The organism is Chloroflexaceae bacterium (genome assembly GCA_025057155.1).
In the GTDB taxonomy this organism is placed as follows: domain Bacteria; phylum Chloroflexota; class Chloroflexia; order Chloroflexales; family Chloroflexaceae; genus JACAEO01.
Window position 1 is genome coordinate 71,926 of the sequence record JANWYD010000008.1, and the last position, 22,345, is coordinate 94,270.

At 66.7% G+C, this 22,345-nt stretch carries 17 protein-coding genes; 7 read left to right on the top strand and 10 right to left on the bottom strand.

Annotation, left to right across the window (positions count from 1 at the left end):
- Positions 1–32: 32 nt before the first annotated feature.
- The gene (locus NZU74_08670) at positions 33–1,805 is read right to left on the bottom strand and encodes a CocE/NonD family hydrolase (GenBank protein ID MCS6881392.1); all 1,773 of its coding nucleotides are present in this window, start codon (positions 1,803–1,805) and stop codon (positions 33–35) included.
- Between the two features lie 711 nt (positions 1,806–2,516).
- Between NZU74_08670 and ruvA the strand changes: the two genes are divergently transcribed.
- Both ruvA and NZU74_08680 read left to right on the top strand, forming a co-directional pair.
- The gene (gene ruvA / locus NZU74_08675) at positions 2,517–3,113 is read left to right on the top strand and encodes a Holliday junction branch migration protein RuvA (GenBank protein ID MCS6881393.1); all 597 of its coding nucleotides are present in this window, start codon (positions 2,517–2,519) and stop codon (positions 3,111–3,113) included.
- Between the two features lie 319 nt (positions 3,114–3,432).
- Positions 3,433–4,104, top strand: coding sequence for a hypothetical protein (locus NZU74_08680; protein MCS6881394.1), 672 nt, complete (start codon positions 3,433–3,435; stop codon positions 4,102–4,104).
- Positions 4,105–4,171: 67 nt separating this feature from the next.
- On the opposite strand, the gene NZU74_08685 is transcribed toward NZU74_08680, so the two are convergent.
- Positions 4,172–5,077, bottom strand: coding sequence for a UbiA family prenyltransferase (locus NZU74_08685; protein MCS6881395.1), 906 nt, complete (start codon positions 5,075–5,077; stop codon positions 4,172–4,174).
- Positions 5,078–5,458: 381 nt separating this feature from the next.
- On the opposite strand from NZU74_08685, the gene NZU74_08690 reads away from it, so the two are divergent.
- Positions 5,459–6,481 (top strand): STAS domain-containing protein, encoded by a 1,023-nt coding sequence (locus NZU74_08690; GenBank protein ID MCS6881396.1) that lies wholly within the window; start codon positions 5,459–5,461, stop codon positions 6,479–6,481.
- A 104-nt stretch (positions 6,482–6,585) separates the two neighbouring features.
- Here the strand turns inward: NZU74_08690 and NZU74_08695 are convergent, their stop codons facing one another.
- The 4 genes from NZU74_08695 to NZU74_08710 form a co-directional block, all read right to left on the bottom strand.
- Complete coding sequence (locus NZU74_08695; GenBank protein MCS6881397.1) at positions 6,586–7,065, bottom strand: CvpA family protein; 480 nt, start codon at positions 7,063–7,065, stop codon at positions 6,586–6,588.
- A 148-nt stretch (positions 7,066–7,213) separates the two neighbouring features.
- Positions 7,214–8,113: an MBL fold metallo-hydrolase gene (locus NZU74_08700; protein MCS6881398.1), complete on the bottom strand. Its 900-nt coding sequence runs from the start codon at positions 8,111–8,113 to the stop codon at positions 7,214–7,216.
- A 66-nt stretch (positions 8,114–8,179) separates the two neighbouring features.
- The gene (locus tag NZU74_08705; GenBank protein ID MCS6881399.1) at positions 8,180–9,313 is read right to left on the bottom strand and encodes a stage 0 sporulation family protein; all 1,134 of its coding nucleotides are present in this window, start codon (positions 9,311–9,313) and stop codon (positions 8,180–8,182) included.
- A 77-nt stretch (positions 9,314–9,390) separates the two neighbouring features.
- Positions 9,391–10,905 carry an FHA domain-containing protein gene (locus NZU74_08710; protein ID MCS6881400.1) on the bottom strand — a complete coding sequence of 505 codons (1,515 nt, stop codon included), beginning with the start codon at positions 10,903–10,905 and terminating at the stop codon, positions 9,391–9,393.
- Between the two features lie 535 nt (positions 10,906–11,440).
- Here NZU74_08710 and NZU74_08715 point away from each other — a divergent pair.
- On the top strand, positions 11,441–13,987 hold the full coding sequence (locus NZU74_08715; protein ID MCS6881401.1) for a hypothetical protein: 2,547 nt from the start codon (positions 11,441–11,443) through the stop codon (positions 13,985–13,987).
- 33 nt (positions 13,988–14,020) lie between these two features.
- Positions 14,021–14,557, top strand: a complete 537-nt coding sequence (locus NZU74_08720) for a hypothetical protein (protein MCS6881402.1) — start codon at positions 14,021–14,023, stop codon at positions 14,555–14,557.
- A gap of 62 nt (positions 14,558–14,619) precedes the next feature.
- Here NZU74_08720 and xylB read toward each other — a convergent pair whose 3' ends face one another.
- Together xylB and xylA are read right to left on the bottom strand one after the other, a co-directional pair.
- Complete coding sequence (xylB, locus tag NZU74_08725; GenBank protein MCS6881403.1) at positions 14,620–16,122, bottom strand: xylulokinase; 1,503 nt, start codon at positions 16,120–16,122, stop codon at positions 14,620–14,622.
- Positions 16,119–17,270 carry a xylose isomerase gene (xylA, locus tag NZU74_08730; protein ID MCS6881404.1) on the bottom strand — a complete coding sequence of 384 codons (1,152 nt, stop codon included), beginning with the start codon at positions 17,268–17,270 and terminating at the stop codon, positions 16,119–16,121. The genes xylB and xylA overlap by 4 nt, the downstream gene beginning before the upstream one ends.
- A 321-nt stretch (positions 17,271–17,591) precedes the next feature.
- Here xylA and NZU74_08735 point away from each other — a divergent pair, with 321 nt between their 5' ends.
- A complete protein-coding gene (locus tag NZU74_08735) occupies positions 17,592–18,329 on the top strand; it encodes a PIG-L family deacetylase (GenBank protein ID MCS6881405.1) in 738 nt (245 codons plus the stop codon).
- 141 nt (positions 18,330–18,470) lie between these two features.
- On the opposite strand, the gene phoU is transcribed toward NZU74_08735, so the two are convergent.
- Positions 18,471–19,130, bottom strand: coding sequence for a phosphate signaling complex protein PhoU (phoU, locus tag NZU74_08740; GenBank protein ID MCS6881406.1), 660 nt, complete (start codon positions 19,128–19,130; stop codon positions 18,471–18,473).
- A gap of 111 nt (positions 19,131–19,241) precedes the next feature.
- Complete coding sequence (locus NZU74_08745; GenBank protein MCS6881407.1) at positions 19,242–20,309, bottom strand: SPFH domain-containing protein; 1,068 nt, start codon at positions 20,307–20,309, stop codon at positions 19,242–19,244.
- 265 nt (positions 20,310–20,574) lie between these two features.
- On the opposite strand from NZU74_08745, the gene NZU74_08750 reads away from it, so the two are divergent.
- Positions 20,575–22,185 (top strand): gamma-glutamyltransferase family protein, encoded by a 1,611-nt coding sequence (locus NZU74_08750; protein ID MCS6881408.1) that lies wholly within the window; start codon positions 20,575–20,577, stop codon positions 22,183–22,185.
- Positions 22,186–22,345: the final 160 nt, after the last annotated feature.

A 22,345-nucleotide genomic window follows, 5' to 3' on the forward strand; every position in this document is an offset into this window, starting at 1 on the left:
GGTCCTCCCATGTGCGGCGGCGCCCGGCCGCCCTATGCCTCTCCATCTCCTTCCATCGCCCGGCGGGTCGTGGCCGAGACGACTGGAAGCACCAGTGCCGAGGGGTGATCCACGTCGTGGTAGATCGTCTGTTCGGCCGCCGGGCCCGGCACGGCCCCGGCGTCGCGGAAACGGCGCCCATCGCCAGGGTTGGCGCCCCAGCGCGGATGCGCCGCGCTGCATACATGCACACGGATCCGATGGCCCTGCCGGAAACGCTGCGCTGTTGCTCCCAGATCGAGATCCAGGCGCAGACTGCCATCGGCTTGCGGCTCGCCCACTCCGGGTGTAATGCGGCACAGCCCTTCACACACGTTGATCGACCGCCCATCTGGATACACGTCGCACACCCGACCGACAAAGTCGGTGTAGGGCAGGCTCGAGCGCGCGTACAGTTCCAGACGCACATAGCCGATCACGTCCACCTCGGCATGGAGGGGCGGAGTGGTATAGCAGAGCACATCGCCGCGCCCCTCGATGGGGCGCTGATCGCGAGGACCGCCGCGCGGGCCAAGCGTCGGACCGCCAATGGACGGCGTTGGATCGCGCGGGTTGTAGCAGTAGCGATCCGGCGCGCTGCTCGCAGCGGGCGGATGGGTCGAGAGCAGACCCTCGGCATGGAGGTAGTACCGCGTCATGGCGGCGGGTGGCGGCCAGTAGTCCATCTCATGCCACTCGTGGCTGCCCATCAGGGCCAGCCGCACCGGCCGGCGCCGGAGCCGTTCCCGGCGCCCTTTGAGCTGGACGTCGAACCACCACAGCCCCTCGCGCACCGCGTCCAGGGCGAGCGCGGGGTCGTTATGATGGCGGGGCAACACGGTTAGATACGGGGTGCGCCCCGCGGCGAGAAGCGTGGTATAGTCGGCGAGCTGATCGCTCAGGAAGAGATCGTGCCAGCCGGCCACCAGATGCACCGGCACGGTGATCCGGCCCAGGGTGCGATGTAGATCAACCTGTCGCCAGTAGGCCCCGTGAGGATCCGGGTCATCAAGCCAGCGCTGGTAGAAGCTTACCGGCTCGCCGATCGCCGCCCGGTCAGCCTCGCCCATCGAGTAGGCGGCCATAACGCCGGTCAGGGCAGCCTCACGGCGCGGAGAGAGCAGGGAGATGGCCGTGCCGAGATCGAGATCGCCGCCAGGCCGGTGGGTGGCGCGGAGCAGGCTGGCCCAGCGCAGGCTTGACTCAAAGGCAAAGGCGCCATGGGGATAGACTGCCCGCGAGAACCGCGCCGTGATCACCACCGGCGTCAGGGCCTTGAGGTACGGCGGCGCGTCGAGGGCCACTGCCCACTGCGTATAGCCGGGGTAGCTCACGCCCCACATGCCCAGGTTGCCGTCGAACCACGGCTGGCTGGCGATCCACTCCAGCGTCGCCCGGCCATCGGCGGTCTCGTGCACAAACGGCTCGAAGGTCCCCCCTGAGCGGTAGCGCCCGCGCACGCCCTGCACTACCACGTTGTAGCCCTGCCCGGCAAAGAGCCTGGCGATCAAGCCGGCGAAGGGACCGAGCGCGCGCAGCTCCGAAGGCCGCCCGTAAGGCGTGCGCACCAGGATGGTCGGGAAGCGCCCGGAGGCCCGCGGCAGGTAGCGGTCGGCGTAGAGCGTCACTCCGTCCGGCATCGGCACCCGGATGTTGCGCTCAACGGCGACGGCATGTTGCGCCGGGGGCAGGCCGAGGACCCGTGCCGCCAGGGTGCGCCGGGCCAGGCAAGCCCCCGCGCTGGCGACGCCGATCGCCGTCAGGCTCAGAACGGTCGAGCGCCTCATCAGCGCCCCTCCTGCTGACATGTCCAACTCATGCGCTCCACAGTGGTCAGCAGGCCCGCCATCGGAACGATCTCACTTTCATAGGTTCAAAGAGAATCGTTGACAAAGCTCGGAGGGCGCGGGGAAATTCGGTTTCCCATCTGCAACCTGGAAGGTTACGCTGCAACGATTCCCCCTGGGGCAGGGGCATGAGAAAATCCGGTTTCCCTGTTGTTCTCCCAACCGGCTGTCAACCGTTTTGACGCAATTTCTTTATGTATTACACAGTGCGTTATAAAAATCATAACATGCGAGCTGATACGCTGTCAAGATGACGCCACGCGTCAGACAGAGCTCGCAGGGAGTCCGCCGCTCGCGGCAGGCTATGGATTGTCTGTATGGCATACTGCATCGCGCCAACGACCGGGGAACAGCCGGTAGCGGCGACCGGCCGGTCGCCGCTGCGGTCGCGACGGGCGGAAAGGCCGGTTTCTGCTATCGTTCCTATATTTGTGGGTATTGCACAGTAGCAGGGGAGGGGGCGGCGCTGCCGCCGGTTGTTTGTTCCCTGGTTTTGGCGGCGCAGTGGCCAGGACCGGATGGCGTTGCACGCAGTCTGGCGCGTCGGGACCTGGGCTTCACGTATAATTCGGAATCGCAGGATCAAGAAGCGGGGGGGCCAGGAGACTTGAGAAACCCGGACTCCCCGCAGCGAAGCGGAGCACACCCCTGATGATCGCCTTGCTGCGCGGCGTCGTACAACACATTGGCGCCGACCATCTGATCGTGGAAACCGGGGGGATCGGCTTCCAGGTCTTTGCGCCGCGGCCGGTGCTGAGCGCCGCGGGCGCGCCTGGCGACCCGATCTTCCTCTACACCCTGCTGATCGTGCGCGAAGATGCGCTCAGTCTCTACGGCTTCGCCACCCTCGAACAGCGCGCCCTGTTCGAGAGTTTGCTGGCCGTCACCGGGGTGGGGCCGCGGGTGGCCCTGAGCCTGCTCTCCTCCGGCACCCCGGACGAGATCCGCGCCGCGATTGCCCACGGCGATACGGCGCGGCTGGCCCGTGTGCCCGGCATCGGCAAAAAGACCGCCGAACGCATTGTGCTGGAGTTGAAGGGCAAGCTCGATCTGGCGGGGTTTCCCGCACCCCTGTCCGGCCCTGCAGCGGCCGCCAGCGCTATCAATCGCGATCTGGCCGACCTGCTGCTTAATCTCGGCTACTCCCAGGCTGAAGCCGCCGCGGCTATCGCCGCCCTGCCCGCCGACGCCCCCAATGACCTCGAAGAACGCCTGCGCCTGGCGTTGCGCTTTTTCAGCGGCGCCTGAGGTAATCGCCGCACAACCATTCGTCGCCCCGGTTGCTCCGGGCGCATCAACCCTGAGGAGTCTGCAAACAAGGTCCTTTGCTAACTCCCTTCCCCCTCCCCAACCCTCCCTCGCTGAGGGAGGGCGCCTGGCTCCGCCCCCCAACGGGGGGATGTGGGGGGGGCGGAAATCCCAGGAAACTTAACTTTACGGACCGCTGATTCCGCCCATTCTACGATACAATTGCGTAATATCCATATGCTATGATGCAACATCATACGGGCGCCTTGCGTGATCGACCGTTGTGCCACGGACATGCATGTCGAAAGGAACTTCCGCTATGGCCGCTGAAACCACCGCCGCCAGGACAGGCGAGCGCTCCCGCCGGCGTTACGCCCGCATTGCGCCGCTCTACAAGGCGCTGATCTGGACCTCGTTCCTGATCAATGCCGTCTTGATCATTATTGTTGGCGTCCTGGCCGGCATCTTGATCCAACACCGCAACCAGGTCGCGGAGTTGACGGCCAATGCGCAGGTCTTCGCTGCTAATAACCTCGCGGAACTGCAGGACGTGGTCGGCGATCTGCAGGGGGCGACCATCGTCTACACCGTGCCCCTCGACACCCGCCTGCCGATTGAACTTGATGTGCCGATCAACGCCGCCACGATTACGACCCCGCGCAATGTGGTGCGCCTGACCGAGCCGGTGCCGCTGACGGCCCCGGCGGCGATCACCTTCCCCGGCGGCGGCGGCAATCTCAACGCCACGGTCAACATCGTGCTTCCCGCAGGCCTCGAGTTGCCCGTGGATCTCAACATGGACGTCAAGTTGAGCACCTCCATCCCGGTGCAACTCGACGTGCCCGTGAACATCCCCCTCGCCGAAACCGAACTTGGGCCGCAGTTCCAGCGCCTGGGAGCGATCGTGGACCGCCTGGTGGACCCCATTGCGCCCCTCCTGCCTATGCCCGACACGCCGCCGGATAGCAGCAAGGTGGGAACCTCTCCCTGACGGGACTCCCGGCGCCGCTCCGACGGGGCGAAAGGTTGTGCGCCCTGCCGGAGCGCCGCCGTTTACCTCAAAGCACCACAATCGCCGCTGCCAGAGTAAAGCAGTACCAGTAGTTGTACAGCATATACGTCCTGTGGTCAGCGGCCGGATAGCGCAGCCAGAGGATGCGCCCGGCGATGACCAGGCAGAACGCCGCCAGCAGCACGTCCAGCGCCACAACGTCAGGGCGCGGACCCAGCGGCGCCAGCAGCACGAAATGGGTCGCCAGGGGCAGCGCGGCAAACGCGCCTGCCAGAAAGAGGCGACTCGGCCATTCCCCGAAGACGATCGGCAGCGTGCGCCGCCCCACGGCCCGGTCGCCCGCCACATCGCGCAGATCTTGCAGCGATACGTGGGTCAGCAGGGGAAGCGCCAGCACCAGAATCCAGTCCCAGGCCGTCGGCGTAAGCGGGCGCACCATCTGCCATGCGGCGGCCAGTTGCGCGATAGCGCCGAGCACCATTGCCAGGTTCTTCGTCGCGTAGTGCCGCGACCAGCCTCCCTGATTGTGCAGCGTCAGGACCGTCTGCCAGAGCAGGGCCCACTCCAGCACTCCCAGGCGCCAGCCTGCCAGTGCGAACAGCCCCATGACGACGAACCAGCGCGCCCAGGCCCCCCGGCGCGTTACTAAGCCGGACGGCAGCGGCCGGTCCGGCTTGTTGAGGCGATCCTCATGCTCGCCGGCCAGCTGGTTCGAGATGCAGAAAACCGAGCAGTACAGCCAGAAGTAGAGGGCGCCCCAGAGCAGGGTGGACGGCAATGCCATCCAGTCGGCCTGCCCAACGTGCCAGGCAGCCAAAACAAAGAGCAAGCCGGGGATGAATGTAGCGGCGACGTCGTAGCGGTTGAACTTCCAGTGAAGGACGGCCTCGGAGCGCGCGGCTTCGAGCCAGCGGAGACGAAAGGCGGTGTGAAACGAGGCTGGGGCGTGCATCGTGACCTCCTGGAACAACCGGCGGATAACTACACGCAATCGTAAGTGTACGGCCATCCGTGCGCCTCGCTCAAGCGCCCATGAGTACTGGTTCGTGGTACGGTTGCGGTAAGGGATAGACGTATAGTGAACGTGTGCGCCTGTTACCGTTGCCCCGGCGGCAGACCAGACCGGCTGGCTCAAGTGGCGGCAAGACCCCGCAGCGTCGCCGCAGACGAAGGTTGCAGAAACGCTCTGCGGCCTGTGCTGTCCGGGCGTCTCTATGGCCGCCCCCCGAAGACGGTACGATGCATGCGAAACATGCCCGGCGACGTTTTCCCCGGAGCGTTGCGGTCTTCCACGTCCTCCGGCCCGTAGCCCGGTTCACCTCAGGGAGCCATTATGACCTCGTCGCGCGCCTTTCTCGAACAACTTCACCGGCGGATCGTCACGACTGTCGCCCTCTGGACCGGCGGGATCGCTCTGCTCACCTTCGTGCTGGTGCTGGCGTTCTATATGTTCAGTCCAGGCTTCTTCGCGCTCGTCGTCCTGGCGATTACCTTTACCTGTGTTGTCGGCACCGGTCTGACGATCCTGTTGCGGGAGCGCCCGCTCTGGCAAATGGTGCTGCCGTTTGCGTTGAGCATCGTAATTAACCAGATCATCGTCGCGGTCTGGCTGCCGGATCTCCGGCTCACGGTGGCCCCCTTTCTGGTAGTGGTGGTCATGCTCGTGAGTTTGACGACCCAGCGCCTGTTCACGGTCGCCACAACCGTCTTCTGCACCCTTCTGGCGGTCTTAATCGTTGTTCTGGGACCATTAGAAAACGTGTCGAATATCCCATCAATGTTTTTACGATACTTTCATGCAGCGAACATCGCTACGCTGATTATCGCAGTGTGGGCAGTTACGGATAGGATGGGGAACGCCCAGCTCAACGCGCTGCGCATCGCCGACCAGCGCGCCGAGGAGTCCGAAAAAGCGCGCCAGGCTTCTGAAATGGCCCGACAGGAGATCGAGCAGCGCGCCGCCGAGCAGCAACGGCTGCTCGAACTGGTGAGGACCCTGGAACTGCCGGTGCTGGTGGTGGACGATCAGGTGTTGCTGGCTCCGCTGGTGGGCAATCTCGATAGCTGGCGCGCAGGGGCGTTACGCCGGCGCATTCTGGAGATGGTCGCCGAGCATCGGGCGCGGGTGGTCATCCTCGATGTGACCGGAATCAGCATGATTGACACGGAAGTCGCCAGGGCCTTGATTGATACGGCGATGGCGATCCGGCTGCTCGGAGCGCGCACGGTGGTCAGCGGCATTCGCGCCGCCGTCGCGCAGACGCTGGTGAGCCTCAACGCCAGTCTCGGCGACATCATCACCGTGGCCGACGTCGGCGCCGCCCTGGCCCATGCGCGCAGCGAGGTCGCGGCGTAGGGGGTGATAAAAGTTCCGGACCCAGCCCCTCCCTGAGGGAAGGGCGTGGGGAAACCAGGTTTCCCCACCTTCCTGAAAATAATCCAACATCGGAAATCCGAAGTCTAAAATCCGCGCCACTGCGGCAGGAGCGGCGCGTAGATCGCGCTCAGTCGCAGCAGCGGACCGGCCAGCAGTGAGGCTCGTAGCGCCTCGCTCCAGAGAGACAGGGGATAGGCGTGCATCACCAGGAGGAGCGCCGCGGCGGCGAGCAGCGCCTGCGCCAGCCCCAGCAGCCCGCCCAGGAGATGATCAAGCCAGCCCAGGAACAGCAGCCCGACAAAGAGGCGCAGCAGCGAGGCCGCCAGGCTTGCCGTAGCGCTGACCAGCAGCAGTACGCTCAAAAAACCTGCCACGCTGGCCGCGCCGGGATCGGCGATGAACGAACTCAACCACAGGGCCGCGACAGGCCCGTAGCGACCGGCGAGGGCCACGCCCACCACCAGACCGACCAGAGCGATCACCTGCCGGATCAGACCCCAGTAGGCGCCGAGGGCGACAAAGAGGGCGGCGCCGGTCAGGATGGCGTAGTCAAGCCAGTTCACGGTTCATCCAGAGCGGTACGAGGTTGCCTGGAAGGGCGCCGCCCTCTTAGCGGCTTGCGCCGAATAGACCGCATACGTATCACCGCCAGATCTCATCGGGTCGCCAGATACGGCAAGCGAAAATCCGCATCCACAATCCGCAATCGCATTATGCGCTCTGGCGGCGCCTGGTTTCGTAGCGGATCAGGCCGGCGACGCTCATCTGGCTCCAGCAGCGGGCCACCAGGGCCGCCGGGCTATCGTCGGGATAGGGCAGCCAGCGAGCGGCCAGCGCGTTCACATCGGGATCGCCGTCGGCGATGGCGGCGTCAACCAGGGCGACCAGTTCTTCGATCTTCTCCTGGGCGCGGTTAAGTTCATAGTCTACGTCGTCGTGGGGACCGTAGTGGGTGATATAGATCCGCGGGAAGTTGTAGCTGCGGAGGCGGGCGATCGTCGCCCGGTGGGCCTCCAGGTCATATGTTGGCACCGGCGTCACCGGGAGCGCCAGATGCCAGCGATCCATGGCCAGCCCGGCGGCGTCGCCGATAAACAGACCGCCGCTCTTGTGATCCCGGTAGGAGAGGTGGTCGGGCGAGTGACCCGGAGTAGCAATCGCCTCCAGCACCACATCGCGGCCCAGGTCGAGGCGCAGGTTCTCGGCCGGAAGGAGGCGTTCGGCGGGAATGGGCTTGATGTCGCCGTGCAACGGCCAGGCCTCTTCGCCGACCGCGCGGCGCACGCTTGGTATAAGTTTGCTCGGATCAACCAGGTGCTTGCTGACCGAGCTATTGATGTAGACGCGGGCGCGGGGCAGCGCAGCGGCCAGGTAGCCTGCGCCTCCGGCGTGATCCATATGAATATGGGTGCACAGAATATGCTCGACCTCTTCAGGACGAATACCGAGCTGTTCCAGACCGGCGAGGGTATGGGGCACGGTCAGCGAGGTGCCCGTCTCGATCAGGGCGACCGTATCGCCGCGGACCACGTAGGTCACGCCGATGCCGGGGATACCGAGGAGATTGTGGTCAATCGCGGTAATGTGCGCATCAACGGGGATGATCTCCACGCAGAGCCTCCTTGAGCCATTTAAGCGAAGCGTTCCAACACGGCGGGTCGGGAAAGGATTGCCGGCTCACTCGGGCGGCTTCGGCTCGCTGCGCCCGCCGCGGCGACGGCGGCGGCGCGCGGACGAAGCCGGCGCAGCATCGGCGGGCGCTTCGAGAGCATCATCGCTCTCGGCCTCGGTGACAGGCTCATCGGGCGGCGCGCCGGCCGCGGTGAGTGGCGCAATCAGGGCGGCATCGTCCTCATCTTCGAGGAAATCAAGCTCATCGAAGGCGTCGTAGCTCTCGATCTCATCGCGCAGCCGGCGCCGCTCGCCGCGGTCGCGTTCAGACCGGCGCTGCTGCGCGGCGGGCGTAATGCCCTCGGCGTTGCGCGCCTGCGCCAGCGCGGCCACCTGGGCCGTGGACACTTCGATCTGGTCCAGGCTGTAGATCTCCTGCATGCCGCTACTGGCGAGTTGCACCAGCAACTGCTGCTTCAGCACCAGTTGAGCGATCACCTCACCGGGGCCGTCTGGCGTCTGAACCCAGGCGCCCTTTCGCGGCAACTCGGCGCGCATGGTAACATACTGCTCGTGCTCATACGACAGGCAGCATAGCAACCGTCCACAGACGCCGCTGATCTTGCTGGGATTCAGCGGCAGATCCTGGTCCTTGGCCATTTTGATGCTGACGCGGGCGTAGTCGGGCAGGAACGAGGCGCAGCAGAGGATGCGCCCGCATGGGCCGATGCCGCCGAGGAGCTTGGCCTCGTCGCGCGGACCGATCTGGCGCAACTCGATGCGGGTGCGGAAGGTGCGCGCCAGATCGCGCACGAGCATCCGAAAGTCCACGCGCTTTTCGGCGGTGAAGTAGAACGTCAGCCGCGAGCCATCGAAGCTGTACTCGGCCTTGACCAGTTTCATCGGCAGACCGTGCTCGCGGACCTTCTCGGCGCAGCGGGCCAGCACCTCGTCGTGACGGCTCTGCAACTGGCGCAGGCGCTCAAAATCGGCAGGCTCGGCGCGGCGGACCACCGGCTTCAGTTCGGCGATGATCTCCTCTTCCGGCACCTCGCGGCGCTCGTGCGCCACGCGGGCCAGTTCCAGACCGCGCACGGTTTCGACGATCACGTGCTCGCCCACGCGTACATCGAGGTCGCGTGGGTCGAAGTAGTAAACCTTGCCGCTATCCTTGAAGCGGATTCCTACTACAACAGGCATTGCATTGCGATCGAGTCAGTGGCGAGGGTTTCCGGGATGGACCTTCCCCGGCGGAGGCCCGACCCGGCCATCAACTCCTATGCCGGCCCGAGGACCTTGAAGGCCCGCACCCGGCCCTGGCGCCCTTTCAGGGCCAGTGCGCCCATTTCTTCGAGCCGAAAGCGATCGCCCAGCATGCTGGCGGTGGCCTCGCCGATGAGCACGGTGCCCGGTTCGGCCTGACCCTCCAGACGTGAGGCAGTGTTCACCGTATCGCCGATCGCGGTATACTCCAGACGATGGCGGGTGCCAAAGAAGCCAGTGTAGGCCGGACCGGTATTCACCCCGATACGAATGGCGAAGGCGCGGTCAGGCGGCCAGCGATCCACCAGGCGCCGCTGGGCGGCCTGCATTTCCAGCGCCGCGGCAACCGCGCTGACGGCATGCTGGTCGTCGGGCGGATCATCGGGCAGCCGGGGCGCGCCAAACAGGGCCATGATCCCATCGCCGGTGTACTTATCCACTGTGCCATTGTAACGGAAAATCACTTCGGTCAATGCATGCAGGTATTCGTTAAGCAGGTCCTGCACCTCGCGGGGCGAGAGCCGCTCGGCGAGGGCGGTGAAGCCCTGGGCATCAGCGAAGAGCACGGTGACGATCTCTTCGCGGGCCTCCCACAGGCGCCCATGTTGGGCGATGTAGCGCGCGAGCGCCTGGGCCAGGTTGGGCGAAAGAAAGCGTTCCAGGTTCTGGCGCAACTGCCCCTGCACGCGGAGTTCCTCGGTGAGGCGGGCGCGTTCGATGGCGACGGCGGCGAAACTGGCGATGGCGACCACCAGGTCGCGATCGCGCTCGCTGAACTGTTCGCGACCCGGCGAGTCGAGCATGATCAGCCCGATGGCGCGACCCTCGGCCATAAGCGGAGCGCACAAAGCCGAGCGGATGTTGGCGCTGACAATGCTCTCGGCGCCGGCAAAGTCGAGGCGCGCGTCACGGGTCAGCACCGCCTCGCCCTCCTGGAGGACCTTGCGGACAATGGTGCTCGAAATGGCCACCTCGCCCGTGCCGGCAGGCACAACCACCCGCGGCACCAGTTCCTCGCCCCGAACCAGCAGGAGCAGGCCCCGCTGGGCCGGCGCCACGCGCAGCACTTCCTCCATGACCCGCTCCAGCAGTTCGCGGTAATCCATCACCTGGGTGAGGCGCATGCTGATGGCGTAGAACTCCTGCAGATCGGCGGGCGTCAGGCGCTGCTCGGGCGCGCCCACGGCCTGCCCGTGCGAGGCCAGCGGAAAGTAGCGGTTGTCGTCCAGAACAATGTCCTGGGCCGCGCGGTCCTCATAGCGCAGGTCAAAGGGGCCGATGCCGATCACGTCGCCGTCGTTGAGCGGCTCCTCTTTGAGCCGCAGGCGATTGACGGTAAGGCCGTTGCGACTATTGAGGTCAACCACCCATGCCTGATGACCGCGAAGCTCGACCCGCGCATGGTGGCGCGAGACGATCGCATGGTTGAGGACGATATCGTTATCGAGTTGCCGCCCAATAGTCAGCCCGTTCGCGCCCAGCGGAAAGACGCGCAGTTCGCCATTGATGACCACCGATACGCGCGCCATAGGCTTCTCCACGAAGTAAGCGCAATGTGGCTATGGCAGTTGTACGCTGCTCCCAGACACGCCGGCACGGCAGCCGTGGGGCTGTCTGGCGCTGCAATCTCCCGGCCATCTCCGGCGAGACGGCATGGATGAAACAGTTTGGATATTATAACCTTTTCAAAACTCTGCGGCAAACCCGGACCCGTTGCGATAGGGCGCCCGTCTTCTGACCGGGCGTTCACCGCAGAGGACGCGGAGGGGCGCGGAGCGTTGCCACGGCCGCCCATTCCTCTTCTCAAGCGAGAAGCGGTTTTCGGCATTCGAATGCGCTTACGATCCTCATCCCCCCGCCCCCTTCTCCCGCGCGCGGGAGAGGGGGACGGGGGGGCCCGATGCCCCGGATGACGAATGCGACGCGAGCATGCGCCGGAAAACCCTACACCTGAGAACGCCCATCCTCTGCGCTACTGAATGTTCTCTGCGGCGAGCCTGAACACGTATGCTCCGACCCGGTGTGCTATAATCCCCATACAGAACAGGCACAGGAAAGCGCGGTATGGAGCGGTTCGAGGTTCGCACCGGTCAGTTCGGTCTCGTGGACGGCGCTGACCAGCCGCCTGACGAACGGATCAGCGCGGTGGATGGTCCTAACAACCTGAGCCAGGAGGCGCGTAAGGGCCGGCTGTATCTGGTCGTTGAGACTGACGGCGACGGCCCCCGTGGCGCCGCAGCGTGCAAGCTGGCGCTGCGGGTATTTCGCCGCGCGTTTGACAACGATCAGAGTTTCAGCGCGACGGCGGCGTTACGGGCGGCGCTGCGGGCGACCAACAAGGCGCTCTACGAACACAACTTTAACCTCCCCGTGGCTGAGCGCGTTACCGTCGGCTGCACCGCCGCCGTGCTGCGGGAGGGGACCCTGTACGTGGCTCAGGTGCAGCCGGCCCAGGCCTATGTGCTCAGTGAGGGCCGGCTGCGGGCCCTGCCGGCCCATCCGGTCTGGGACCCGGCGGCGGAGAGCGCGGCGCTGTTCGTGCGGTCGGGTGCGCTGGGGGCCAGTCTGTTCATCGAGCCGGAGTTGTTCCGCTGCCCGCTGCGGGCGGGCGAAGGGGCGATCATTTGCTCCAGCGCCTTCGCCGAGGTGCTGGGCCGCGCCGACGTTGAGGCCCTGCTGCGCTCCGGCGAGGCCGACGTGATGGCGGCGCAACTTAAAGAGCGGGCGCTCGCGGCAGGGTTAACCACCGCCCATGCGCTGATCCTGACAGTAGCATCCGCAACGCGCCGGCGCCCCGCGGGGAGCCTGTGGCGTTCGAGCGACGCCGCGGCAGAGCCAGAGCAGCCGCAAGCTGCCACGCCCTGGTTCAGCCGCCTGGCCCGGCGATGGGGATGGCGTCGCCTGCCAGCCGCTCCCGCGCCTGAGCCTGCCCCCGATCCGCTCTTTACCATGCCCGTGCAACCGACACACTCCCCGGCGCCGCCGTCGCGCCCGGCGCCCCTCGATGTCGGTGAGAGCCTTGCCGCGCGCGTAGCGCGCGGCCGCGAGCAACCGGAACTGGCGCCCCTGCGGCTGGAGAATCTGCCCCCGTCGGTGTTCCTGGGCGAAGCCGATCCCGTCGCAGGGAGCGCGCGGCGCATTGATCTGGCCGATCGCGAGGCGATCAGCGGAGGGCGTCCCTACCAGCCGCGCTACATCCATCGTCCCCTGGTGGATATGACCTGGCAGGAGCGGCTGGCGCTGCCCTTCCATCGTCTGCGCATCGCTGTTGATGAGCGCCTGCGCCGTCCGCGCACCCGCCGGCCTCCGCCGCCGCGCCCCATTCCGCGGCGGCACGGGCTTTCCTATCGCCGCACGCGACCACCCTTCCCCTGGCCCCTGCTGGCCATTCTCTCGCTTGTCATTGCTGCGCTGGTAATCTATGGCATTGCCCTGACCCGGCAGAACGATCAGCAGATTGTCCTGGCCTACTTCGCCGCCGCCGACGAGCGCCTGAACCAGGTGCGGGCCGCGCCGTCGGACAGCGCGGCCCTGGAGGCGCTGGAACTGACCCGCCAGGCTATCGAGCAACTGCGCGCCAGCCCCAGTGTGACCGACACCAATCCGCCGCTCTGGTTGCGCTACCAGGAGTTGCAGCGCGAGTACGAGCGCGCGCTTGCTGCTATCCAGCGCCTGACCTTTTTTGACAATCCGGTCGTGCTGTCCACCCTGCCCGCCGGGCGCTTCGCCGATGTAATCGTGCCGCGCCCCGCCGGCCCCCTGACCGACACGGCGGTTCTGGAAGCGTCACGGTTCCTCTATGCTCTGGATAGCCACCAGCGCGCCGCCCGACTGTACCGCGTGCCGCGTGATGGCGGTACGCCCGTGCCCTATCTCAGCCCCGGGCAGTCTGTAGGCAGCGCCGTTGTCGGCCCGCTGCGGGCGGCCGTCTGGCGCATTGATCAGGTGGTGGCCGTGGATCAGGCCCCCAGCGGCGCCGGGTACTACTTCCGCACCGGCGGCGTCTGGAACTACTCCCGGCTCGGCACCAGCGAGATCTGGACCATCCGCGACCGGCTCGATGTCGAGGAGTATGCCGGTAATCTCTACATCTGGGGCGCCCAGGCGAATGAGGTCCTGCGCTACCGGTCGGGCAGCTTTGGCGATCCGCCTGATTACTGGCTCGACCCGGCCAGCATCGCCGAGGTGGATCTGAGCACGGTCGTGGATATGAGCGTGGATGGCAGCATCTACCTGCTCCGTTCCAACGGCGCCGTGCTGATCTTCAGCCAGGGCCAACTGGTGGGCGAAGTGACGCCTGAACCGATCACCCCGCCGCTCACCAATGTGACGCGCTTCTTCGTCACCGGCAATGGCCCGGAGAACGGTCATTTCTTCTTGCTCGACACGCTTGGCGAGCGGATCATCCAGATGGAAAAGTTCTCTGGCAAGATCATCCAGCAGATGAAAGCCCGTCCCGACAGCAGCGTGCAACTGGCTGAACTGGCCGGCATCGCGGTTGATGATGGCGGGGCGCGTCCAATCATCTATCTGGCCAACGGCGGGCAGATTGTGCGCGCCGAACTGCCGCCGCCGCCGCGGCCCTTCCGGGATGCGGCGCCGCCGGGGTAATGTGGGTTCGCCGGCCCGCCACCAGGTATTGACATGCGATCACCTCGCGCCTGGCTGCTCCTATTGCTCCTGGTCATCCTGCTGCTGCTCCCGGCCTGCGGCGCTGAGCCTTCCGAGGAGGACCTGGTAGGCCGGGGCGGCCCCACCCCGCAGGCCGCGGTTGAGAGCTTCCTTGCCACGCTGAACGAGGCATTGCAGGCCGACCTGACGGACGAAACCGCGCGCCGGGGGTGGGCCGAACGCCTGGCCAGCTACTTCGCCCCGAGCGAACGGGCCGATCAGCGCATCGTCTTCAGCCGCATGCTCGCCGCCTACGCCCAGAGCGCCGTGCGGCCGGTCTATGGTAGTACGGCCACGGTGCAGATTGCCTACAGCGGCACGGAGGTGATCGAGCGGCAAAGTGACCGGGCGCTGGTACGGGTCGTGGACGGGAAGGTGACCCTCCAGTGGCTCGATGGCGAGGGCCAGGTGGTGCGCGAACGCACTAGCGCCCTTGCCACGCTCATGGGCCAGACCGAGGGCTTTCCCGTCGTGCGCGTCGGGGGGAGCTGGTTCATTACCGAGGGGTGAGTCTGGGTGTGGAGGTGTGGAGGTGTGGAGGTTGAACTAAACATCTCCACACCTCCACACCTCTACACTTTCCCCAGGCGGTGCATCGTCTCCCGCAGGGCCGGGTAGACCTCGGTGTAAGCGGCGTAGCATTCGGTATAGCGCCGGGCGCGTTCCGGGTCGGGTTCGGTGACGCTCGCTACCCGCGCTCCGCGACGCACCGCCTCGGCCACATCGGCAAAGAGACCGGCCCCTACGCCGGCCAGCAGCGCTGCGCCGTGGGCCGGCCCCTCCTCGGCGGCGAGGGTGGCCACCGGGACGCCGTACATATCGGCCTGAAGTTGCAGCCAGAAGGCGCTTTTCGCTCCGCCGCCGGTGGCGCGGATCTCGGTAATCGGCGTGCCCAGGGCGCGCATGATCTCCAGACCATCACGCATGGCAAAGACCACCCCTTCCATCACCGCGCGGGCCATGTGGCCAAGGCCGTGGCGGCTGGTCAGGCCCACCCAGGCCCCACGGGCCAGCGGGTCGAGGTGAGGGGTGCGTTCGCCGGTCAGGTAGGGCGCGAAGAGCAACCCTTCGGCGCCGGGCGGGGCAGCCGCGGCCAGTTCAACCAGTCGCTCGTAGCCCAGATCCGGAGCGATGGCCCGCAGGGTGTCGCGCAGCCACTGGAAGGCTCCGCCGGCGCTGAGGACCACGGCCATCAGGTGGTAGGCCCCCGGCACGGCATGGCAGAAGCCGTGAAGCCGGCCCTGCGGGTCGAGGGTCGGGGTGTCGCTGTGGGCGAAGATCACCCCCGAGGTGCCGATCGAACTGCTCACCACCCCGGTGCAGATCACGCCCGCGCCCACCGCCGCCGCGGCGTTGTCGCCGCCCCCGGCCACTACCGGCAACCCGGCGGGCAGGCCCAGGTCGGCGGCCACGTCGGGACGCAGGCTCCCCGTGACCTCGGGCCCCTCGTAGACGCGCGGCAGCCAGGCGCGGGGGATCTCCAGGGCCTCAAGCACCTCCTGGCTGTAGTCGCGGGCGCGCAGGTCGAGCAGCAGAGTCCCGGCGGCGTCGGAAGCGTCGGTGGCCGCCTCGCCGGTGAGCAGCAGGCGGATGTAGTCCTTTGGCAGCAGCACGCGGGCGACACGGGCGTAGCTGGCCGGTTCCTCGGCTCGCAGCCAGAGGATCTTGGGCGCCTGGAAGCCGGTCAGGGCGGGATTGCCGGTGATGGCGACCAGGCGCTCGGCGCCGACGCGCCGGGTGATCTCGCCGCAGGCCGCCGCGGTGCGCTGGTCGTTCCAGAGGATCGCCGGGCGGATCACCTGGCCGGAGGCGTCGAGGAAGGTCGCGCCGTGCATCTGCCCGGTGAGGCCGAGGGCCGCCACCGCCTCGCCCCGAACCCCGCTCCTGGCCAGTACGGCGCGCAGGGCCTCCTGCGCCCCCCGCCACCAGTCGGCGGGGTCCTGCTCGCTCCAGAGAGGCCGCGGCTGGCGGAGGGGGTACTCCGCCGTCGCCGTAGCGCGCACCCGGCCCTCCGCGTCCACCAGCGCCGCTCGCGCGCCCGAGGTGCCCAGGTCGAGACCAAGCAGGTAGCTCATCGCACTCCCAGCAGCAGGTCTATTGTCAACTGGTCGAGGCGCTCGTAGGCCAGCCCCCGCGCCCCCAGGGCCGCCCGGTCGAAGGCGCGGGCCTTGAGCGCCCCGGCGTGCTCGCGGCTATACACGAGAGGCCCCTGGTCGCCAGCGTTGATCTCCGCCAGCAGGGCCTGGATCTCCGGGTCGGCGTTCCAGCGGCGCGCCTTCTCCTTGAGGATCAGATAAGTGCGCATGCACCCGCGGGCAAAATCCTTGACCCCTTCAAGATCTTCGGTGCGATAGGCGTGGGCGTCAAACTGCCGCGGGCCGTCAAAGCCTACATCCTCCAGAAACTTCACCAGAAAGAAGGTCGCCTTCAGATTGGCCGAGCCGAACCGGAAATCCTGATCGTAGCGCCCGATCATCTGGTCATTCAGGTCAATGTGGAAGAGCTTGCCCGCCTCCCAGGCCTGGGCGACGCCGTGGAGCACGTTCAGGCCGGCCATGGTCTCGTGGGCCACCTCGGGGTTGACGCCGACCATCTCGGGGTAGTCGAGCGTGGCGATAAACGCCAGCACATGGCCCACGGTCGCCAGGTAAATGTCGCCGCGCGGCTCATTGGGCTTGGGTTCGAGGGCGAAGCGCAGGGAATAGCCCTGATCCCTGACGTAGGCGCAGAGGTAATTGATCGCCTCGCGGTAACGCTTGAGGGCCTCCCGCGGATCCCTGACGGCATCGGTCTCCGTGCCCTCGCGGCCGCCCCAGAAGATGTACAGCTCGGCCCCGCACTCCACCCCCAGGTCAATGCCGCGCATGGCCTTCTGCAGGGCGTAGGCCCGCACCTGGGGATCATTCGCGGTAAAGGCCCCATCCTTGAAGGCGGGGTCGCTGAAGAGATTCGTCGTCGCCATGGGCACGACAAGGCCGGTGGCGTCCAGGGCGGCTTTGAAGTCGCGCACAATGCGGTCGCGTTCGGCGAGGGTGGCGTCAATCGGCACCAGGTCATTATCGTGAAAATTGACCCCGTAGGCGCCGACCTCGGCCAGCAGGTGCACGAGGGTCACCGGGTCGTAGCGCGGGCGCACCGGCTCGCCGAAGGGGTCGCGCCCGGGGTTGCCCACCGTCCAGAGGCCAAAGGTAAACTTATCCGCGGGCGTGGGAGTGTAGGTCATACTGAGATCCTTTACTGGCGCATTGGGCAAGTTCTCGAAGGGGAAGGTGGTCACTTGAATGGGTCTGGGGGAACCTGGTTTCCCCCCCTCCCTGCCTGAAGGGCGCGGCCCTCCCAGCATTGCTCTTGCCCGACCGTGCGTGTGCCGGTTCAGGGGCGGAGAGGCGCAGACTCCCCGCGCCCCTCGATGGTAGCCGTATTGTACAATGCAAGAAGGATTGCGCCAGTGTGCTTTCCCGACGGGCAGGGGCGCGGGGAAGACCGGTTTCCTCGCCTTCCGGCAGGTGTCGGGGTGCGTGACACCCCCTGAGGAGAGAAGGGTATGACCACGACAGAAGAGGGGCGTCCGCGGACGATCCTGGTAGTGGTGGCCCATCCCGATGACGCGGAGTTCGGCTGTGGCGGGGCCATCGCCGCCTGGGTGCGGGAGGGCTGGGAGGTGACCCTGCTGATCTGCACCGACGGCGGCGCGGGCGGCCCCGATGACGCCACCGAGGTTGGCCCCGAAGCCCGGCAGCGCATTTCGCAGGTGCGCAAGGCCGAACAGCAGGCTGCCGCCGCCGTGCTGGGCATCAAGGAGGTGGTGTTCCTCGACTTTCCTGACGGCACGCTCATGCCCACCGTAGAACTGCGCCGCGAGATTGTGCGCCAGATCCGCCGCACCCGCGCCTACCGCGTCGTCTGCCAGTCGCCGGAGCGGGTCTGGACTCCGAACTACTCCCTGGGCCGCTTTCACCCCGACCACCTGGCCGCAGGCGAGGCCGCCATCGCCGCCGTCTACCCCGCCGCCCAGAATGGCTGGGACTTTCCCGAATTGCTGGCCGAGGGTCTGGCCCCCAGCCGCGTGCGCGAACTCCTCGTCATGGGCGCGCCCCACCTGAACTACGCGGTGGACGTGTCGGAGACCTTTGAGATCAAACTGGCCGCCCTGCGCTGCCACGTCAGCCAGCTCGGCGAGGACCAGAGCGAACTGGCCGAACGGCTGCGCGCCTGGGCGCGGGAGCGCGGCGAGCCGTTCGGCCTGCCCCTGGCCGAGACCTTTCACCGGGTGGAGAATTGAAACCGGTTCGTTGCCCGGAGCTGATCGAGTTCTAGAGCAGGCAAGGCAATACCCCGTGGGGCAACCCGGAGGGTTGCCCCACGGGGTATTGCCCGACATCCGGTGGGTTCAACGGCATTCCGCCTTGCAGGGCTACACACCCTATGGGTTCAACTGCACCGTCTCGCCGCTGGCCTGGAAGATCACCCGCTCGGCGATATTGGTGGCGCGGTCGGCGATGCGCTCCAGATTGTGGGCGATGAAGAGCAGGTCGGCGGCGCGGGGGGCGTTCTCCTTATGAAGCGCCAGACTGTCGCCGATGACGGCTATCACCTTGTCGTAGAGGTGATCGACCTGTTCCTCTTTAGCCCCGACCGCCCGGGCAAGCGTCGCGTCGAGGGCGTCAAGGGCGGCGAGAGCCTGCCGCAGCGTCTCAACAGCGAGGGCGCCGAGCTCGAGCAGTTCGGCGGGCGGCTGCAGCGTCGCCGGGCCATTCGGGCCGATGACGAACTGGGCGATGCCCTTGGCGTAATCGCCGATGCGTTCCAGCTCGCTCCCCACGGCAATGGCTGCCAGGATGCTGCGCAGATCGCGCGCCACCGGCTGCTGGGTGGCGATGAGCAAGAAGGCGTGGGAATCAAGAGTCTGCTGGGCCTGGTTGATGCGCAGATCCGCCGCGCGGACCTCGCGGGCCAGTTCCACATTGTTGCTTGCCAGAGCTTCGAGGGCCTGGGCAATCGCCGTTACGACCTGTTGACCAAGGCCGACCACTTCGTTGTGAAGCGCCAGGAGTTGATCGTCGTAATGCTGCCGGACGCGCATGGCACACCTCCTTGTGTGACACAGGGACGACGCCTTCTATCAGTATAATCCCGGCGTCCGGCCTGGAAGGATAAAAGGCCGCTACAATCGGCGCGGGCGTCGCTACTATGGTCAGGGCGTCTTCGCCGGACCGGCCCCGTTGCTGCGCTCCAGGGAGCCACCCCGGATCGTCTGGCCGTCGCTGTACATCGCGGCGCGGACAATGTCGGAGATAGTCTTTTCTTCCAGACGAGGCAACTCTCCCATGTCGCGCAACTCTTCGAGGATGCGCCTGACCGTGCGGGCCCGCACGGCGGCCTCGGCCACGCCCCGGGTCTGGATGCCCACGGCCTCGATCTTCGCCTTGTGCTGCGCCTCGGCGACCTCATTGTCCTTGTTGCGGGTCTTGCGCCTGATCAACTCTGGATCAATCGTTATCGATTCGAGCACAATCTCGCGCACCTCGATCCCCCAGTCAAGGGCGGTGGCGCGCATGCGTTGCAGCAACTGTTCGGCCAGGCGGCGCCGGTTCAGGCTCAGGGCGTAGGGGTCGTTCTCAGGCGTCGGGCGATCAGGTTTGCTGGGCGCCAGCGGCTCCACCCGCCGTCGGTCGTGGGCGGCCATCTCCGCCGGCCAGTCCCACACCACGTCGCGGAGGCGGTCATCGAGCAAGGTGCTCATCAACATCTGCAGCACCCGTTGCCACAACTCCGGGTCGCTCTCGTTCAGACGCTCGCGGTCCCGCAGTTCCCTGATCAGTTGGTACAGGTTAAGCGACGTTTCATAGCAGGTAAGCGCATCGGTCACCTGGTACACGCACCGCACCCGCACCCGTTGAATGGGACTCAATCCCGGCGTGCGGGTGTCAATGTTTTCGACCTCGTGTTCAAAGCGCAGGGGGTAGGCCGGCATGCGCGCCAGGGTCGTGAACAGGCCGGGAACGTGCCAGAAGGCGCGATTCTCGATCGTTTCCAATCCGCCAAACAGATCGCGGCGCACCGCGGCGATATGGGGTTCGCGCGGGACCCGCTGGACGAAGAAGGCGAAGGTGAGCAGCAGCGCAGCGGGAAGAAACACCCGCAGCGTATCCCAGAGCACCCCCGTCCAGCCGATGCCAAGACCGAGGCTCGCGCGGAGCCAGGAAAGCAAGAAGACGATGATCAGCCCAACGATCAGGAGAGAGCGGCGGATTGGGCTCATCGAGAACGCTCCTAGAACATAAGTTCTTTCTATCAAAAGCGCCCGTTTCGCTACCACGAAGTTTCATGCTGATTAGGCACTATTATACGTAATAGGCTGTGCATGTCTACAGGTATTGTGATGTAAAAATCGTAAGCTCCGGGAGAACATGCCCCTCCCGGACCCTCCTGGAGGGCAGGCTCCCCCGCCAACGGATGCCGAGAAATGTGGCATAATTACGGGCGAGCCTTGCGTCGTTTCGCTTGCCTTGCCCCGGGGAGGGCCCGTGCATTTCGATCTGTTGCGCTACCCCTATGCCACGCGCCGCGCGCCGCTGCTGGCCGCTAATGGCGTGGTGGCCGCCAGCCACCCGCTGGCCTCGCAGGCCGGCCTGCGCATGCTCCAGGCCGGCGGCACCGCAGTGGACGCCGCCATCGCCGCGGCGGCCTGTCTGACCGTGCTCGAGCCGACCTCCAACGGCCTGGGGGGCGATGCCTTCGCCCTGGTGTGGGACGGGGCGGCCCTGCACGGGCTGAATGGCTCGGGGCGCGCCCCGACGGCCCTGAGCGTCGAGGCGCTGCAACGGGCCGGCCACGCGCGCGTGCCGCCCGAGGGCTGGCTGCCGGTGACGGTGCCCGGGGTGGTGCAGGCGTGGGGCGATCTGCACGCGCGTTTCGGGGCGCTGCCCCTGGAACAGGTGCTGGCCCCGGCAATCGCCTATGCCGAGGAGGGCGCGCCGGTGGCGGCGCTGGTGAGCTTCTTCTGGGAGCAGGGCGTGGCGGCGGCGCGCTCACGTCGCGGCCCGGAGTTCGCCGCCTTTCTGGAGACCTTCGCCCCCGACGGACGCGCGCCTCGTGCCGGCGAGCGCTTCGTCGCCCCCGGCCACGCCCGCACCCTGCGCCTGCTGGCCCGTGAGGGGCCGCGCGCCTTCTATGAGGGGGCCATCGCCGCTGAGATTGCCGCCTTCAGCGCCGCTACCGGGGGCCTGCTCGGCGCCGATGACCTGGCTGCCCATCGCTCCGAGTGGGTCACGCCGATCACCACCGACTACGCGGGCTATACCGTGGCCGAGATCCCGCCCAACGGCCAGGGCATCGCCGCCCTGATCGCCCTGGGCATCCTCGATGGGCTGGATCTGGGCCGCTTCCCGCGCGACTCGGCCGAGAGTTGCCACCTGCAGATCGAGGCGATGAAGCTGGCCTTCGCCGATGTGTTCGCCTATGTCGGCGACCCGGCCATGGCCGCCGTGCCCACAGCGGCGCTGCTCGATCGCGAGCGCCTGGCCGACCGCCGCGCCCTGATCGGCCCCGTGGCCCGCGAGTACGGGCCGGGCGAATTGCCGCAGGGCGGCACGGTCTACTTCTGCGCCGCCGATGGCGCCGGGCGCATGGTGAGTATGATCCAGTCCACCTACACCGGCTTCGGTTCAGGCGTGGTCATTCCGGGGTGGGGCATCGCCCTGCACAACCGCGGCTTCAGCTTCGTCACCGAGCCGGGCCATCCCAATTGCCTGGAACCGGGCAAGCGCCCCTTTCACACCATCATCCCCGGCTTTCTCCTGAAGGATGGCCGGCCCGTCGGACCCTTCGGGCTGATGGGCGCCCACATGCAGCCCCAGGGCCACACCCAGCTTATCGTCAACAGTCTCACCTATGGCATGCATCCCCAGGCCGCGCTTGACGCGCCCCGTTGGCGCTGGGAACGCGACGGCACGGTGCACCTGGAACTGGAGACCCCGCGCCACGTGATCGAGGGCCTGATCGCCCGCGGCCACCAGGTGCGCGTGGAGGCCGAGGTTGGCCCCTTCGGGCGCGGGCAGATCATCTGGCGCCTGGATACGGGCGCTTATCTGGCCGGTAGTGAGCCGCGCTGCGACGGCTGCGCCGCCGGATGGTAGCGGTGTAACTCCGTGTTTTACAATGGATCTGGGGTTGAGAATGATAAACCTGGTTACGATTCAACAACCCAACAATTTGAATACCCGCTAGCGCGACGCCCCGGCAAACCGGCGCCCTGCCCGTGGTGGCTTCAGCCGCTCCAGGCTGCCGGTTAGCCGG

Bases quoted from the DNA above. Each gene is read 5' to 3' on its own strand.
- NZU74_08670 (MCS6881392.1), bottom strand. From the start codon at position 1,805: ATGAGGCGCTCGACCGTTCTGAGCCTGACGGCGATCGGCGTCGCCAGC.
- ruvA (MCS6881393.1), top strand. From the start codon at position 2,517: ATGATCGCCTTGCTGCGCGGCGTCGTACAACACATTGGCGCCGACCAT.
- NZU74_08680 (MCS6881394.1), top strand. From the start codon at position 3,433: ATGGCCGCTGAAACCACCGCCGCCAGGACAGGCGAGCGCTCCCGCCGG.
- NZU74_08685 (MCS6881395.1), bottom strand. From the start codon at position 5,077: ATGCACGCCCCAGCCTCGTTTCACACCGCCTTTCGTCTCCGCTGGCTC.
- NZU74_08690 (MCS6881396.1), top strand. From the start codon at position 5,459: ATGACCTCGTCGCGCGCCTTTCTCGAACAACTTCACCGGCGGATCGTC.
- NZU74_08705 (MCS6881399.1), bottom strand. From the start codon at position 9,313: ATGCCTGTTGTAGTAGGAATCCGCTTCAAGGATAGCGGCAAGGTTTAC.
- NZU74_08710 (MCS6881400.1), bottom strand. From the start codon at position 10,905: ATGGCGCGCGTATCGGTGGTCATCAATGGCGAACTGCGCGTCTTTCCG.
- NZU74_08715 (MCS6881401.1), top strand. From the start codon at position 11,441: ATGGAGCGGTTCGAGGTTCGCACCGGTCAGTTCGGTCTCGTGGACGGC.
- NZU74_08720 (MCS6881402.1), top strand. From the start codon at position 14,021: ATGCGATCACCTCGCGCCTGGCTGCTCCTATTGCTCCTGGTCATCCTG.
- xylB (MCS6881403.1), bottom strand. From the start codon at position 16,122: ATGAGCTACCTGCTTGGTCTCGACCTGGGCACCTCGGGCGCGCGAGCG.
- xylA (MCS6881404.1), bottom strand. From the start codon at position 17,270: ATGACCTACACTCCCACGCCCGCGGATAAGTTTACCTTTGGCCTCTGG.
- NZU74_08735 (MCS6881405.1), top strand. From the start codon at position 17,592: ATGACCACGACAGAAGAGGGGCGTCCGCGGACGATCCTGGTAGTGGTG.
- phoU (MCS6881406.1), bottom strand. From the start codon at position 19,130: ATGCGCGTCCGGCAGCATTACGACGATCAACTCCTGGCGCTTCACAAC.
- NZU74_08745 (MCS6881407.1), bottom strand. From the start codon at position 20,309: ATGAGCCCAATCCGCCGCTCTCTCCTGATCGTTGGGCTGATCATCGTC.